Origin of the sequence: Bradyrhizobium sp. OAE829, assembly GCF_040546575.1 — a bacterium.
Taxonomy (GTDB): Bacteria; Pseudomonadota; Alphaproteobacteria; order Rhizobiales; family Xanthobacteraceae; genus Bradyrhizobium.
This window is the reverse complement of record NZ_JBEPOE010000001.1, coordinates 4251754-4265182: the sequence shown is the minus strand read 5'-3', so window position 1 is coordinate 4265182 and position 13429 is coordinate 4251754. Positions and strand designations below refer to the sequence as shown.

General features: G+C 64.0%; 14 protein-coding genes. 5 read left to right on the top strand and 9 right to left on the bottom strand.

The features are described 5' to 3' along the window. Positions 1–93 precede the first annotated feature (93 nt). Entirely contained in the window at positions 94–795 is a 702-nt protein-coding gene (locus ABIE49_RS20580) for an SIMPL domain-containing protein (protein WP_192739324.1), read from the bottom strand. Positions 796–800: 5 nt separating this feature from the next. Beyond that, positions 801–1556, bottom strand: a complete 756-nt coding sequence (locus ABIE49_RS20575) for a GyrI-like domain-containing protein (protein WP_192739323.1) — start codon at positions 1554–1556, stop codon at positions 801–803. 182 nt (positions 1557–1738) lie between these two features. On the opposite strand from ABIE49_RS20575, the gene dapF reads away from it, so the two are divergent. Next, positions 1739–2611 carry a diaminopimelate epimerase gene (gene dapF / locus ABIE49_RS20570; RefSeq protein WP_192739322.1) on the top strand — a complete coding sequence of 291 codons (873 nt, stop codon included), beginning with the start codon at positions 1739–1741 and terminating at the stop codon, positions 2609–2611. Between the two features lie 2 nt (positions 2612–2613). Continuing rightward, positions 2614–3879: a tRNA (N(6)-L-threonylcarbamoyladenosine(37)-C(2))-methylthiotransferase MtaB gene (gene mtaB / locus ABIE49_RS20565; RefSeq protein ID WP_192739321.1), complete on the top strand. Its 1266-nt coding sequence runs from the start codon at positions 2614–2616 to the stop codon at positions 3877–3879. Between the two features lie 154 nt (positions 3880–4033). On the opposite strand, the gene ABIE49_RS20560 is transcribed toward mtaB, so the two are convergent. Further along, positions 4034–4777 carry an RluA family pseudouridine synthase gene (locus tag ABIE49_RS20560; protein WP_192739320.1) on the bottom strand — a complete coding sequence of 248 codons (744 nt, stop codon included), beginning with the start codon at positions 4775–4777 and terminating at the stop codon, positions 4034–4036. Between the two features lie 28 nt (positions 4778–4805). On the opposite strand from ABIE49_RS20560, the gene ftsY reads away from it, so the two are divergent. Both ftsY and ABIE49_RS20550 read left to right on the top strand, forming a co-directional pair. Continuing rightward, a complete protein-coding gene (ftsY, locus tag ABIE49_RS20555; RefSeq protein ID WP_192739319.1) occupies positions 4806–5753 on the top strand; it encodes a signal recognition particle-docking protein FtsY in 948 nt (315 codons plus the stop codon). Positions 5754–5814: 61 nt separating this feature from the next. Further along, positions 5815–6417 (top strand): septation protein A, encoded by a 603-nt coding sequence (locus tag ABIE49_RS20550; protein WP_192739318.1) that lies wholly within the window; start codon positions 5815–5817, stop codon positions 6415–6417. 146 nt (positions 6418–6563) lie between these two features. Here ABIE49_RS20550 and ABIE49_RS20545 read toward each other — a convergent pair whose 3' ends face one another. The 6 genes from ABIE49_RS20545 to ccmA all read right to left on the bottom strand — a co-directional run bounded on the left by ABIE49_RS20545 (position 6564) and on the right by ccmA (position 10287). Then, on the bottom strand, positions 6564–6923 hold the full coding sequence (locus ABIE49_RS20545; protein WP_192739317.1) for a ComEA family DNA-binding protein: 360 nt from the start codon (positions 6921–6923) through the stop codon (positions 6564–6566). A gap of 260 nt (positions 6924–7183) precedes the next feature. Then, a complete protein-coding gene (locus ABIE49_RS20540; RefSeq protein ID WP_192739316.1) occupies positions 7184–7771 on the bottom strand; it encodes a DsbE family thiol:disulfide interchange protein in 588 nt (195 codons plus the stop codon). Continuing rightward, entirely contained in the window at positions 7768–7947 is a 180-nt protein-coding gene (gene ccmD / locus ABIE49_RS20535; protein ID WP_192739315.1) for a heme exporter protein CcmD, read from the bottom strand. The genes ABIE49_RS20540 and ccmD overlap by 4 nt, the downstream gene beginning before the upstream one ends. A 4-nt stretch (positions 7948–7951) precedes the next feature. Further along, the gene (locus tag ABIE49_RS20530) at positions 7952–8683 is read right to left on the bottom strand and encodes a heme ABC transporter permease (RefSeq protein ID WP_283813708.1); all 732 of its coding nucleotides are present in this window, start codon (positions 8681–8683) and stop codon (positions 7952–7954) included. A gap of 85 nt (positions 8684–8768) precedes the next feature. After that, complete coding sequence (ccmB, locus tag ABIE49_RS20525; RefSeq protein ID WP_192739313.1) at positions 8769–9437, bottom strand: heme exporter protein CcmB; 669 nt, start codon at positions 9435–9437, stop codon at positions 8769–8771. Positions 9438–9684: 247 nt separating this feature from the next. Continuing rightward, entirely contained in the window at positions 9685–10287 is a 603-nt protein-coding gene (gene ccmA, locus ABIE49_RS20520) for a heme ABC exporter ATP-binding protein CcmA (protein WP_192739312.1), read from the bottom strand. A gap of 226 nt (positions 10288–10513) precedes the next feature. Here ccmA and acnA point away from each other — a divergent pair, with 226 nt between their 5' ends. Continuing rightward, on the top strand, positions 10514–13234 hold the full coding sequence (gene acnA, locus ABIE49_RS20515; RefSeq protein WP_192739311.1) for an aconitate hydratase AcnA: 2721 nt from the start codon (positions 10514–10516) through the stop codon (positions 13232–13234). The last annotated feature ends 195 nt before the right edge of the window (positions 13235–13429 follow it).

Here is a 13429-nt window from a genome sequence, read left to right as displayed (position 1 = left end):
AGACGTGATTATGTCGAGCTGTGGCTCCAGCCTTTTTCAACAATGGACGGCGGTGGCTATGGGTCCCTGCGTTCGCAGGGACGACATCGCATTTTATTCCTTCGGCTTGATCGCCCAGGACACGCTCACTGAAACCGAGAGCGTCTCCTCGCCTTGCGCCACCGGTGCGCCGGCGGCCATCGGCGCGGCCACCTTGCTGCGGAACACCGGCACGGCCGCGCCTTCCTCGGAAATGCTGATCGGTTCGCCGAGCGTGACGCCGGCGGCCTTGGCGTAGATATCGGCCTTGCGGCGCGCGTCCGCGATCGCCTTCTCGCGGGCCTCGTCCAGGTGCTTGGACGGCTGCGTTACGATGAAATTGATGCCGCCGATCTCGTTGGCGCCGGCGCCGACCAGCACGTCGATCACGCTCGCGACCTTGGTCACGTCGCGGATCTTGATCGTGACGCGGTTACTGGCGCGGAACCCAACGACGCCTGGCCGCTCCACGGTTTTGGACGAGGTCGCATATTGCGGCTGCAGCGACAGCCGCGATGTCTGGTAATCCTTTTCGTCGATCCCGGCACCTTTCAGCGCCAGCAGCACCTTGCCCATCGCCGCGTTATTGGCGTCGGACGCCTCGCGCGCGGTCTTGGCGTCGGTGGCAACACCGCCATCGATCTGCGCCAGATCTGGCGGCACCGACACATTGGCTTCGCCGGTCACGGAGATCGTGGGCGGCGGCACCGTCTGGGCCAATGCCGGCGTGGCCAGCAGCACGGCTGCGGCGATAACAAACGCGAGCGGATGCTTCATGTCTCTCACTTCAGCGGCACATAGACGTTGATCACCAGCTTGTCCTCCGCGGTCTTCAAGGGATCGGTGATGTATTCCTCGACGAAGGTGTCCTTTGCTTCAAGTTTCTTGTCGTCGAGGTGATTGGTGATCGCCTCGTAGGTGTTGTCCATGTTGTCGTAGGAGCCGCGATGGACAAACTTCAGGGCTTTGCCCTCGGGCGATTTGCCGATGCTCATGTCCTTGGTCAGGTTCTTCGGCTCCTGGTCGACTGGAATTTCGGCAAGGAACGTAAAGCCGCTGTCGTCGGTCGAGGTGTAGACGATCATCGAATTGCCCGCGGCCTTGATGCCCTGCTTCTCGAGCAGCGCGTTCAGCGCCTTGAACGAATCGATCAGCGTGTCGAACGCCGAGTCCCAATTGGCGGTGCCCTTCATGACTACCACCTTCCTGGGCTCCAGCGTGAACTGCTCACCGAAGGGATCGGCGGTCTGGACGGCCGCAGGGGGCGTGGCCGGCGTCTGGGCGGCCGCGGGTGGCGGTGAGGGGGCAACGGACGGGCTTGCCACCGGCGCGGGGGAGGTTCCCGGTGCCGGGATCGCGGATGCCGCCGGTGAAGGCGTCTCCGCCGGGGCAGGGGACGCTGAAGCGGCGGGCGCCGGTGGCGCTGAGGGGCTGGCGGCTGGCGCCGGCGATTGCGCCAGCGCAGCGCCGCCCCACGCGATTGCCGCTGTCGCGACCAGCGCGGCCACGGCCGCGCGGAAAGGGCTGATACGGTTCATTTCAGGCATTCTCCATCCATCCCCAGGCGGTCGCGGCATGTCCCCGCTCACGACCACAAAGCGCCGCCATCCCTAACACGCAAGGTCCGCCTTCGTCCCATGACAGATGCGTCATGGACCCCTGCGTACTAGGCAATCGGCCATCATTCGCCATATAAGACGGGCAGAAATTGGGAAATTCCATGAGCGCGCTGGCCAATCACGCATTCGCCAAGATGAACGGTATCGGCAACGAGATCGTCGTGGTCGATCTGCGCGACAAGCCGGCCAAGGTGACGGCGGAAGAAGCGCGCGCCGTCGCCTCGCCCGCCGGCGTGCCCTATGACCAGTTGATGGTATTGCAGCCGCCGCGGCTGGAGGGCACCGAGGCCTTCATCCGCATCTACAACAATGACGGCTCCGAGGCCGGCGCCTGCGGGAACGGCATGCGCTGCGTGGTGCGGCGGCTGTTCGAGAAGACCGGCCAGACGGCGGTGACCTTCGAGACCCGCTCGGGTCTGCTCAATTGCTGGCAGGGGCCGCAGCCCGATCTCTACACGGTCGACATGGGCGCGCCGAAGTTCGGCTGGCAGGAAATTCCGCTCGCCGAGGAGTTTCGCGACACACGTTACATCGAACTGCAAGTCGGGCCGATCGACGCGCCGATCCTGCATTCGCCGTCGGTCGTCAGCATGGGCAATCCGCACGCGATCTTCTGGGTCGACGACGTCAACGCCTATGATCTCGAGCGCTTCGGGCCGCTGTTGGAAAATCATCCCATCTTCCCCGATCGCGCCAACATCACGCTCGCCCATATCGTCGATCGCGACCACATCACGATGCGCACCTGGGAACGCGGCGCCGGTCTGACCAGGGCCTGCGGCTCGGCCGCCTGCGCCACCGCGGTCGCGGCGGCGCGGTTGAAGCGCACCAACCGCATCGTCGAATTGTCGCTGCCCGGCGGCAAGCTCTCTATCGAATGGCGCGAGCGCGACGACCATGTGCTGATGACCGGCACGGCAACGTTCGAATATGAAGGTCGCTTTGATCCGGCGCTGTTCGCCAGCGTCGCGTAAAGATGAGCGTCGACGTTCTCACCTTCGGCTGCCGCCTCAACGCGTTCGAATCCGAAGTGATCCGGCACGAGGCCGAGAGCGCGGGCCTTTCCGATACCATCGTGATCAACAGCTGCGCGGTCACCAACGAGGCGGTGGCGCAGGCGCGGCAATCGATCCGTCGGCTGAAGCGCGAGCGGCCGGATGCGCGGATCGTCGTCACCGGTTGCGCGGCGCAGACCCAGCCCGAAATGTTTGCCGATATGATCGAAGTCGATCGCGTCGTCGGCAATGACGAGAAGATGCGCGGCGAAGCCTGGCGCAGCGCGCGTGCGGCGTTCGATTCCGGCTTCGGCATTGCGGCCAGCGAAAAGATCGCGGTCGCCGACATCATGGCGGTTACCGAGATGGCGCCGCATCTTCTGGAAGGCTTTCAGAGCGGCCTGCCGCGGGTGTTCGTGCAGGTGCAGAACGGCTGCGACCATCGCTGCACCTTCTGCATCATCCCCTACGGCCGCGGCAATTCGCGCTCGGTGCCGATGGGCGCTGTTGTCGGGCAGGTCCGCGCGCTGGTCGAACGCGGTCATGCCGAAATCGTGCTGACCGGCGTCGATCTCACCAGCTACGGGGCTGATTTGCCGGGCACGCCAAAGCTTGGCCAATTGACAAAACAGATTTTGCGGCATGTGCCGGAGCTGAAGCGTCTGCGGATCTCATCGATCGATTCCATCGAGGCCGACCGCGACCTGCTCGACGTCATTGCGGATGATGCGCGCCTGATGCCGCATCTGCATCTGTCGCTGCAGTCCGGCGACGATCTGATTCTGAAGCGGATGAAGCGGCGGCATTCACGCAGCGATGCCATCGAGTTCTGCGCGCAGGTGCGGCGGCTACGTCCGGACATCGCGCTCGGCGCCGACATCATCACGGGCTTTCCGACCGAGACCGAAGCGATGTTCGCACGATCGCAGGATCTGGTGGATGAATGCGATCTCACCTTCCTGCACGTGTTTCCCTATTCCAAGCGCCCGGGCACGCCGGCTTCGCGGATGCCGCAGGTCGCAGGTGAGGCGATCAAGGAACGTGCAAAGCGATTGCGCGCGACCGGTGAGGCGGCGTTGCGGAAGCGGCTGGCGACGGAGATCGGCGCAACGCGACAGGTGTTGATCGAGAGTGGCAGGCAGGGGCGGACGGAGCATTTTCTGCCGGTGGCGATTGCAGGTGAAGCCCCGGGCGCGGTGCAGGCGCTGACGATGATCGGACATGACGGCGCGCGGCTGACGGTGTGATGCTTTCTTCCTTCTCCCCTTGTGGGAGAAGGTGGCGCGAAGCGCCGGATGAGGGGTCTCTATCCTCAAACTCGAGTCTTACCGTGAGGAGGCGACCCCTCATCCGTCTTCGCTTCGCGAAGCCACCTTCTCCCACAAGGGGAGAAGGGAAGAGTCACTCCCCGTTCCACCCGCAGGCCCTGAGCCGCTCGCGCATATGCTCCGGCGCCGGCGCCACCACGCGCACCGGTTCCTTGTTCCTTGAAATCGGAATCACGATCTCGCGGGAATGCAGATGCAGGCGCGGCTCGCCGAAGCGGGGGCCGTTGCCGTAGATGTTGTCGCCGACGATCGGCCAGCCGGTGGCCGATGTGTGCACGCGCAATTGATGGGTGCGGCCGGTGACCGGTTCCAAATCGAGCCAGGCAAGGCCGTTGCCGCGGCCGCGCACCTTCCAGTTTGTGACGGCTTTTTGACCATCCGGATCCGGCTTCTGCCACCAGCCGCGCTCGACGTTGAGCCGGCCGAGCGCCATGTCGATGGTGCCTTCATCTTCGGCAGGCCCCCCTTCGACCACGGCCCAGTAGGTCTTGCCGATCTTGCCGTGCTTGAACAGCAGGCCGAGCGAGGCCGTGGCCTTGCGATGGCGTCCCAGCACGAGACAGCCGGAGGTATCCTTGTCGAGGCGGTGCGCGAGCACCGGCGGCCGCGGCAGGCCGAAACGCAGGCCATCGAACGAGGTTTCCAGATTGGCGCCCCCCTTGGGGCCGCGATGCACCGGCAGGCCGCAGGGCTTGTCGATGACCAGCATCAGCCCGTCCCGGTGGAGCACGCGGGCCTGAATTTCTTCCGCGGTCAGGTTGGGGACATCAAGGGATGCCCCGCCAATTTCAATGGGTTGGTTGTGGCTTTCGTTCATGGCGCGAAACCGCTAACACACGTCCGACATGAGCGATACCACTCCCGGAACTCCCAAACTGAGCTGGTGGCGGCGGCTTTCGAGCGGCCTGAAGCGAACCTCGAGTTCGATCGGGTCAGCCGTTGCCGACCTCGTCACCAAGCGCAAGCTCGACCGCGCCATGCTCGATGATATCGAGGATGTGCTGCTGCGCGCCGATCTCGGCACCGAGGTCGCGGTGCGGATCGCGGATGCCGTCGGCGCCGGCCGCTACGACAAGGCGATCTCGGCGGATGAGGTCAAGACGGTGGTCGCGACCGAGGTCGAGAAGGTGCTGGCGCCGGTGGCCCGGCCGCTGGTGATCGACGCCGCCCAAAAGCCGTTCGTTATCCTGGTGGTTGGCGTCAACGGTTCCGGCAAGACCACCACCATCGGCAAGCTGGCGGCGAAACTCAGCGCCGAGGGTCGCAAGGTGATGCTGGCGGCGGGCGACACGTTCCGTGCTGCCGCGATCGAGCAGTTGAAGGTCTGGGGCGAGCGGACCAAATCGCCTGTTATCGCGGGCGCGCAGGGATCGGATTCGGCGAGCCTAGCCTTCAATGCGCTGACGGCGGCGCAGGAGCAGAAGACCGACGTGCTGCTGGTCGACACCGCCGGGCGATTGCAGAACAAGGCCGAGCTGATGAAAGAGCTCGAAAAGGTCGTCCGCGTCACCAAGAAGGTCGATGCCTCGGCCCCGCATGCGGTGCTGCTGGTGCTCGACGCCACGGTGGGACAAAATGCGCTGTCGCAGGTCGAGGCTTTTCATCGTACCGCAGGCGTCACCGGCCTTGTGATGACCAAGCTCGACGGCACCGCGCGGGGCGGCATCCTGGTGGCGCTGTCGGAGAAATTCAAACTGCCGGTGCACTTCATCGGCGTCGGCGAAGGCGTCGACGATCTGGCGCCGTTCACCGCGCGGGATTTTGCGAACGCGATTGCAGGGATCGAGGCGTGACCCCGAAAAGTGGCAGCCGGTTTTCGGATAAGGTCATGGCTCAAAGGAAGAGCGTGAATTAATGGACAAAACCCAGCCGCATCCGCTGTTCAAGCTTGCGACCGAACTCGGTCCGCTGATCGTGTTCTTTGTCGCCAACGCCAAATTCGGTCTGTTCGTCGCCACCGGCGCCTTCATGGTGGCGATCATCGCGGCGATGATCGCGTCCTATGTGGTGACCAGGCATGTGCCCATGATGGCGATCGTCACGGCCGTCATCGTCATCGTGTTCGGCACGCTGACCCTGGTGCTGCATGATGAGACCTTCATCAAGGTCAAGCCGACCATCATCTACGGCCTGTTCGCCGCGATCCTCGGCGGTGGCCTGTTGTTCGGCCGTTCCTTCATCGCCGTCATGTTCGATCAGGTGTTCAACCTGACGCCGCAGGGCTGGCGCATCCTCACCATGCGCTGGACGCTGTTCTTCTTCGCAATGGCGCTTCTGAACGAATTCGTCTGGCGTACCCAGTCGACCGACTTCTGGGTCGGCTTCAAGGTGTTCGGCGTGATTCCGCTGACGATGATCTTTGCGATTGCCCAGATGCCGCTGACCAAGCGCTACCATCTGGAGCCGGCCTCGCTGGAAGCCAGCGAGGCGGACGCGGGAGATGTGAGGAAGGGTTAGCTTTTCTCCCTCTCCCGCTTGCGGGGGAGGGCCGGGGTGGGGGTGCTTCCGCGAGTCACCTGTTCGTGTGGATAGAGTTTCCCCCACCCGCCGCGCTTCGCGCGTCGACCTCCCCCGCAAGCGCGGGAGAGGTTAGGCGAGCGGTCTCAGCTCTTCTGCTTGGCGATCACCTGGTCCTTGATCTTGTCGTAGGTCGCCTGCGGGACGATGTTCTTGTGCACCAGATCGTCCTTGCCCTTGTAGGGACGGCCGGCGACGATCTTGGCGGAATAGGCCTTGCCGATCCCAGGCAGCGCTTCGAGCTGGTCGACGGTCGCCGAATTGATATCGAGCAGTTCGGCCTTCGGAGCCGGCGCCATCTTCGACTCCTGGGCCTTCGGCGCGGGAGCCATCTTGCTGTCGGATTTGGTCGCGGGCTGCGCGGTCTGGGCCATCGACGGGGTTGCCGTCATCAGGCCAACCGTGAGCGCAGTTGCGAGAAGAGAAGCGAGCGTGAAATGACGCATAGAAGTGTCCCTCCAAGGACGGTTTAAGTAACGCCATCAAGCTAGCTTCGAATTCGTGGCGGCGCCATGGCCGGCAAATGAACGGCAGATAAAAGCTGGAAATTATTTGGAGCCAATCATTCAGTCGTCATTCCGGGATGGTCCGAAGGACCAGACCTCAGGTGCGAAATTGCGCACCGGGGAATCTCGAGCTTCCCCGATGTGCAATTGCACATCTGAGGTTCGCGTCTTCGACGCGCCCCGGAATGACGACTACGTCGTCACCGCAACGCCTTCTCGATCTCTGCCTTCAGCACGGTATCGACATTGGCCGGCGTCACCGGCCCGACCAGCTTGTAGACGATGGTGCCTTCGCGGCCGACCACGAAGGTCTCGGGCACGCCATAGACGCCCCATTCGATCGAGCCGCGGCCATTGCTGTCGGCGCCGACCATGCTGAACGGGTTGCCGTAGCGGCCGAGGAAGCGGCGGGCGTTGTCAGGCGAATCCTTGTAGTTGATGCCGACGATCTGCAGCCGCTTGTCCTTGGCCAGAGCGGTCAGCAGCGGCATCTCGTCATGGCATGGCACGCACCAGGACGCCCAGACGTTGACGACGCTGACCTTGCCCTTGAAGGCCGCCGGGTCGAGCCCGGGAATAGCAACGCCGTTGTCGACCAGGCCTGCCAGCGCCGGCAGCGCGGTTTGCGGCGCCGGGCGACCGATCAGGGCGGATGGAATTTTGGAGGGATCGCCGCCGTGCAGCCGCATCAGAAAAAGGCCGGCCACCGCCATGAAACCGATCAGTGGCAGCGTCACCAGCCAGCGCCGGCTTTGCCGCGGTGCGTCAGATGCCGCCGGCCCGCTCATCGGATATCCGCCGCACTGCGGCCGGAGCGCCTGGTGATGCCGCTGGCCTCGAGCTCGCGCAGGCGCGCCTTCTGGCGGCGAAAATCGATGGCGATCCAGGCGATCAGGATAGCGACCACCGCGGCGACCAGCGCGTAGGACGTCACGATGAAGGAGGCATAGGGACCGAGTGCCATCGCGTCACGCGGCCTGTTGGCTGGCTTGCATGATCTGCAAGCTGCGCACGCGGCGGCGCAGGATCTCGTTGCGCATCGCCGCCAGATGCAGCGTGACGAACAGCAGCGAAAATCCAACCGCCATCACCAGCAACGGAATCAGGAAGGCGCGGTCGAGCGTGGAGCCTCCCATCCGCAGCACCGAGGCCGGCTGATGCAGCGTGTTCCACCAGTCGACCGAGAATTTGATGATCGGCAGATTGAGCGCGCCGACCAGTGTGAGGATCGCCGCCGCCCGCGCCGCCCGCGACGGGTCGTCCACCGCGCGCCACAGCGCGATCAGGCCGAGATACATCAGGAACAGGATCAGCACCGAGGTGAGCCGCGCATCCCATTGCCAATAGGTGCCCCACATCGGCCGGCCCCACAGCGAGCCCGTGACCAGCGCGAGAAATGTGAAGGCGGCGCCGATCGGGGCGGCGGCTTTCGCGGCGACGTCGGCGAGTGGATGCCGCCACACCAGCGTGCCCAGCGCCGCAAGGCTCATGACGCCCCACACGAACATCGACAGCCAGGCGTTGGGCACGTGGATAAACATGATCTTGACGGTGGCGCCCTGCTGATAGTCGTCGGGCGCCATTGCTGCCTGGTACAAGCCGATGAGCAACAGGATCGCGGTCGCGCCCGCCAGCCACGGCAATATGCGCCCCGTCAGCGACAGGAATTTGGTGGGGTTGGCGAGGTCGATCAGCGTCATGGGCATCCTGATAATCGTCGGCGGCGGGGCAGGCAATGCGGCTTGGTCTGTTCCATCAAGTGTTGATCGGCATGCGTCAGATTATCTAGTCCAGCCCGTGCCGCAGGCTGGCGGCTGCGGCAAACGGTCCGATCACGAAACTGACCAGCGAGATCGCGCACAGGATCGAAAACGGTGTTCCAAACGGCAGCGGTCCCGATATCGCGGCCTGCGACGCTGCGACGCCGAAAATCAGCACCGGGATCGACAGCGGCAGCACCAGCACCGCGAGCAACAACCCGCCGCGATGCAGCGTCACCGCCAGCGCGGCGCCGATCATGCCGATAAAAGTCAGCGCCGGCGTTCCCACCAGCAGCGTCAGCGCCACGGCCGAGGTCGCGGTGGCGTCGAGATTGAGCATCAGCCCAAGCACGGGGGTAGCTAAGATCAGCGGCAGCCCGGCGGCGAGCCAGTGCGCCAGCGCTTTCGCAGCACAGGCCAGTTCCAGCGGCGTCCGGCCCATCACGATCAGATCGAGCGAGCCGTCCTCGTGGTCTGATGTGAACAGGCGGTCGAGCGTGAGCAGACTGGCCAGCAGCGCGCCGAGCCAGAGAATGGAGGGCCCGAGCCGCGTCAGCAGCGCCAAATCGGGCCCGAGTGCAAACGGCATCAGCACAGTGACGGTGAGGAAGAACAGCACGCCGATCAGCGCGCCGCCGCCGACGCGCAGCGCGATCCTGATATCGCGTCGAATCAGCGCGGCAAGGGCGGTCATGCCGGCGCTCGCAATGGCTGCATGCGATGTGCACTCCGCTGTGGCGGCGTACACCGGTAGCTCCCTCCCCCCCTGCGGGGGAGGGCGGGGGAGAGGGGTGGCTCCGGAAACAGTGTTTGTTGGAAGCACCGGTTGTCCGAGGTCGAACGGAGAGAGCGCGTCGTGGGATACCCCTCTCCCTGACCCTCCCCCGCAAGGGGGGAGGGAACGGCGAGAGCCGCGTGCGACGAGAGATGCTGGAGCAACGTCATGCCGGCCCTCCCATCCGCAATTCGCCCGCCTCGATCCCGAGCGGCGCGTGGGTGGCCGCGACGATGATGCCGCCGCGCGCGAGGTGGTCGCGCATCAGGCCAGCGAACAGATCCTGCCCGGCGGCATCGAGCGCCGAGGTCGGCTCGTCCAGCAGCCAGACCGGCCGCCGCACCGCGAGCAGCCGGCCGATCGACAACCGCCGCCGTTGGCCGGCCGACAGATACGCCGCCGGCAGATTCGTGGCGTGCGCGAGCCCCACTCTGGCGAGGCTTTCATGGGGATCGCTGGCGTCCCCGCCCAGAAAATCCCGCCAGAATGACAGGTTTTCAAGCACGCTGAGCGCGGGTTTCAGTGCGTCGCGATGGCCGAGATAATGGGCCTGCTCGGGCAGCGTCAGTTCGTCCGCGCCGCCTTCCAGCGCGACCGATCCGCCTGCCGGCACCAGCAAGCCCGCGATCAGCCGCAGCAGTGACGTCTTGCCGGAGCCGTTGGGGCCGATGACGGCGAGCGCGTGGCCAGATGCGGCCTCGAAATCGAGCCCGGAAAACACCGCGCGCCCACCCCGCACACAATCGATCTGGCGTCCTCTGAGCCGCATCTTGCCTCGTTACGGCCCTTCAGAAAACCTTGGGGTACCGCATCAGAATTTTTGGGTCGCGCAATGCTGCAGCACGATCGTGGTTGTGGCGGCGCATCTAGAAAGATTCTATAAGCCCGGAACTTGATGCAGCACACAACCGGCGGCCGCAAGCCGGTAAGCCGACCGCGCTGACGGTGTTTAAATACCCTTTGCCGGGTATAACTGAGAATTGGGATTTCCTGACATGACCTCGCTCGACAGCTTCAAATGCCGCAAGACCCTCAAGGTCGGTGGCAAGACCTACGTGTATTACAGCCTGCCCGCCGCCGAGAAGAACGGTCTGAAGGGAATTTCCAAGCTCCCCTATTCGATGAAGGTGCTGCTGGAAAACCTGCTGCGTTTTGAAGACGACCGTACGGTCAAGAAGGCCGACATCATCGCGGTGTCGAAATGGCTGAAGACGCGCAAGCTCGAGCATGAAATCTCGTTTCGCCCCGCACGCGTGCTGATGCAGGATTTCACCGGCGTGCCGGCGGTGGTCGATCTCGCCGCGATGCGCAACGCGATGCAGGCGCTCGGCGGCGATGCCGAAAAGATCAACCCGCTGGTGCCGGTCGACCTCGTCATCGACCACAGCGTGATCGTCAACTTCTTCGGTGACAACAAGGCGTTCGGCAAGAACGTGGTCGAGGAATACAAGCAGAACCAGGAGCGCTACGAGTTCCTGAAGTGGGGCCAGAAGGCGTTCACGAATTTCTCGGTGGTGCCGCCCGGCACCGGCATCTGCCACCAGGTCAATCTCGAATACCTCGCCCAGACGGTGTGGACCCGCAAGGAGAAGATGACCGTCGGCAGGAAGACCGGCACGTTCGAAGTCGCCTATCCCGACACGCTGGTCGGCACCGATTCGCACACCACGATGGTCAACGGTCTGGCCGTGCTGGGCTGGGGCGTTGGCGGCATCGAGGCGGAAGCTGCGATGCTCGGCCAGCCGCAGTCGATGCTGCTGCCCGAAGTGATCGGCTTCAAGCTCAAGGGCCAGATGAAGGAAGGCGTTACCGCCACCGACCTGGTGCTGACCGTGACGCAGATGCTGCGCAAGCAGGGCGTGGTCGGAAAGTTCGTCGAGTTCTACGGCCCCGGCCTCGATTATCTTTCGGTCGCGGACAAGGCGACGATCGGCAACATGGCGCCGGAATATGGCGCGACCTGCGGCTTCTTCCCGGTCGATGCCGCGACCATCGATTATCTGAAAACCTCGGGCCGCAAGGCGGACCGTGTGAAACTGGTTGCGGCCTATGCCAAGGCGCAGGGCCTGTTCCGTACCGCCAAATCGGCCGATCCGGTGTTCACGGAAACACTGACGCTCGATCTTGCCGACGTGGTGCCCTCGATGGCCGGACCGAAGCGCCCCGAAGGCCGCGTCGCACTTCCGGCGGTCGCCTCGGGCTTCTCCGCGGCGATGACCACCGAGTACAAGAAGGCGGCGGATGCCTCGCATCGCTACGCCGTCGAGAACCGCAATTTCGATCTCGGCCATGGCGACGTCGTGATCGCGGCGATCACCTCATGCACCAACACGTCAAATCCGAGCGTGCTGATCGGCGCGGGCCTGTTGGCCCGCAACGCGGCCGCCAAGGGCCTGAAGGCCAAGCCATGGGTCAAGACCTCGCTGGCGCCGGGCAGCCAGGTGGTCGCGGAATATCTTTCCAACTCCGGACTGCAGCTCGATCTCGACAAGGTCGGCTTCAACCTGGTCGGCTTCGGCTGCACCACCTGCATCGGCAATTCCGGCCCGCTGCCGGAGGATATTTCGAAGTCGATCAACGACAATGGCATCGTCGCCGCCGCCGTGTTGTCGGGTAACCGAAATTTCGAAGGTCGCGTGTCGCCGGACGTGCAGGCGAATTATCTCGCCTCGCCGCCGCTGGTCGTCGCCTATGCGCTGGCCGGCACCGTGACCAAGGACCTTTCGGTCGAGCCGATCGGCGAAGGCAAGGACGGCAAGCCGGTGTTCCTGAAGGACATCTGGCCGACCACCAAGGAAATCAACGCCTACATGAAGAAGTTCGTCACCGCGACGATCTTCAAGAAGCGCTACGCCGACGTGTTCAAGGGCGACACCAACTGGCGCAAGATCAAGACGGTCGAGAGCGAGACCTATCGCTGGAACATGAGCTCGACCTACGTGCAGAACCCGCCCTACTTCGAAGGCATGAAGAAAGAACCGGAACCGATCGTCGACGTGGTCGATGCGCGGATTCTGGCGATGTTCGGCGACAAGATCACCACCGACCACATCTCGCCGGCCGGTTCGATCAAGCTGACCTCTCCGGCCGGAAAATATCTGTCGGAGCATCAGGTGCGTCCGGCCGACTTCAACCAGTACGGCACGCGGCGCGGCAACCATGAGATCATGATGCGCGGCACGTTTGCGAATATCCGCATCAAGAACTTCATGCTCAAGGGCGCTGATGGAAACATTCCGGAAGGCGGATTGACCAAACATTGGCCCGACGGCGAGCAGATGTCGATCTACGACGCGGCGATGAAGTACCAGGCCGAGCAGGTGCCGCTGGTGGTGTTCGCCGGCGCCGAATACGGCAACGGCTCGTCGCGTGACTGGGCGGCGAAGGGCACCAGGCTGCTCGGCGTCCGCGCGGTGATCTGCCAGAGCTTCGAGCGCATCCATCGCTCCAACCTCGTCGGCATGGGCGTGCTGCCGCTGACCTTCGAGGACGGCCAGTCCTGGACGTCGATCGGGCTGAAGGGCGACGAGAAGGTGACGATCCGCGGCCTGCAGGGCGATTTGAAGCCGCGCCAGAAGCTGACCGCGGAAATCGTGTCCGGCGACGGTTCGCTGCAGCGCGTTTCGCTGCTCTGCCGCATCGATACGCTCGACGAGCTCGACTACTACCGCAACGGCGGTATTCTGCACTATGTGCTACGCAAGCTTGCGGCTTGAGTTCTGTTTTGAGGCGTTTCTTCACGCGAACCGGTATCCACTTCGCTTGAAAACGTCTTGAAACGCGGATTTGTGATCGGTGCCTCACTGCTACGTGAGTAGCGACCGGGAAGAAGGCGGCCTATGAAAAGGCCGCTTTCTTGCGTCTGGGGTGCGCGCTTAGGGATAGAAAATCATGCCCCGTACAAATACGGA

What these genes read in the sequence shown, in the direction of transcription:
- ABIE49_RS20580 (WP_192739324.1), bottom strand. Translation starts at nt 795, where the DNA reads ATGAAGCATCCGCTCGCGTTTGTTATCGCCGCAGCCGTGCTGCTGGCC.
- ABIE49_RS20575 (WP_192739323.1), bottom strand. Translation starts at nt 1,556, where the DNA reads ATGAACCGTATCAGCCCTTTCCGCGCGGCCGTGGCCGCGCTGGTCGCG.
- dapF (WP_192739322.1), top strand. Translation starts at nt 1,739, where the DNA reads ATGAGCGCGCTGGCCAATCACGCATTCGCCAAGATGAACGGTATCGGC.
- mtaB (WP_192739321.1), top strand. Translation starts at nt 2,614, where the DNA reads ATGAGCGTCGACGTTCTCACCTTCGGCTGCCGCCTCAACGCGTTCGAA.
- ABIE49_RS20560 (WP_192739320.1), bottom strand. Translation starts at nt 4,777, where the DNA reads ATGAACGAAAGCCACAACCAACCCATTGAAATTGGCGGGGCATCCCTT.
- ftsY (WP_192739319.1), top strand. Translation starts at nt 4,806, where the DNA reads ATGAGCGATACCACTCCCGGAACTCCCAAACTGAGCTGGTGGCGGCGG.
- ABIE49_RS20550 (WP_192739318.1), top strand. Translation starts at nt 5,815, where the DNA reads ATGGACAAAACCCAGCCGCATCCGCTGTTCAAGCTTGCGACCGAACTC.
- ABIE49_RS20545 (WP_192739317.1), bottom strand. Translation starts at nt 6,923, where the DNA reads ATGCGTCATTTCACGCTCGCTTCTCTTCTCGCAACTGCGCTCACGGTT.
- ABIE49_RS20540 (WP_192739316.1), bottom strand. Translation starts at nt 7,771, where the DNA reads ATGAGCGGGCCGGCGGCATCTGACGCACCGCGGCAAAGCCGGCGCTGG.
- ccmD (WP_192739315.1), bottom strand. Translation starts at nt 7,947, where the DNA reads ATGGCACTCGGTCCCTATGCCTCCTTCATCGTGACGTCCTACGCGCTG.
- ABIE49_RS20530 (WP_283813708.1), bottom strand. Translation starts at nt 8,683, where the DNA reads ATGACGCTGATCGACCTCGCCAACCCCACCAAATTCCTGTCGCTGACG.
- ccmB (WP_192739313.1), bottom strand. Translation starts at nt 9,437, where the DNA reads ATGACCGCCCTTGCCGCGCTGATTCGACGCGATATCAGGATCGCGCTG.
- ccmA (WP_192739312.1), bottom strand. Translation starts at nt 10,287, where the DNA reads ATGCGGCTCAGAGGACGCCAGATCGATTGTGTGCGGGGTGGGCGCGCG.
- acnA (WP_192739311.1), top strand. Translation starts at nt 10,514, where the DNA reads ATGACCTCGCTCGACAGCTTCAAATGCCGCAAGACCCTCAAGGTCGGT.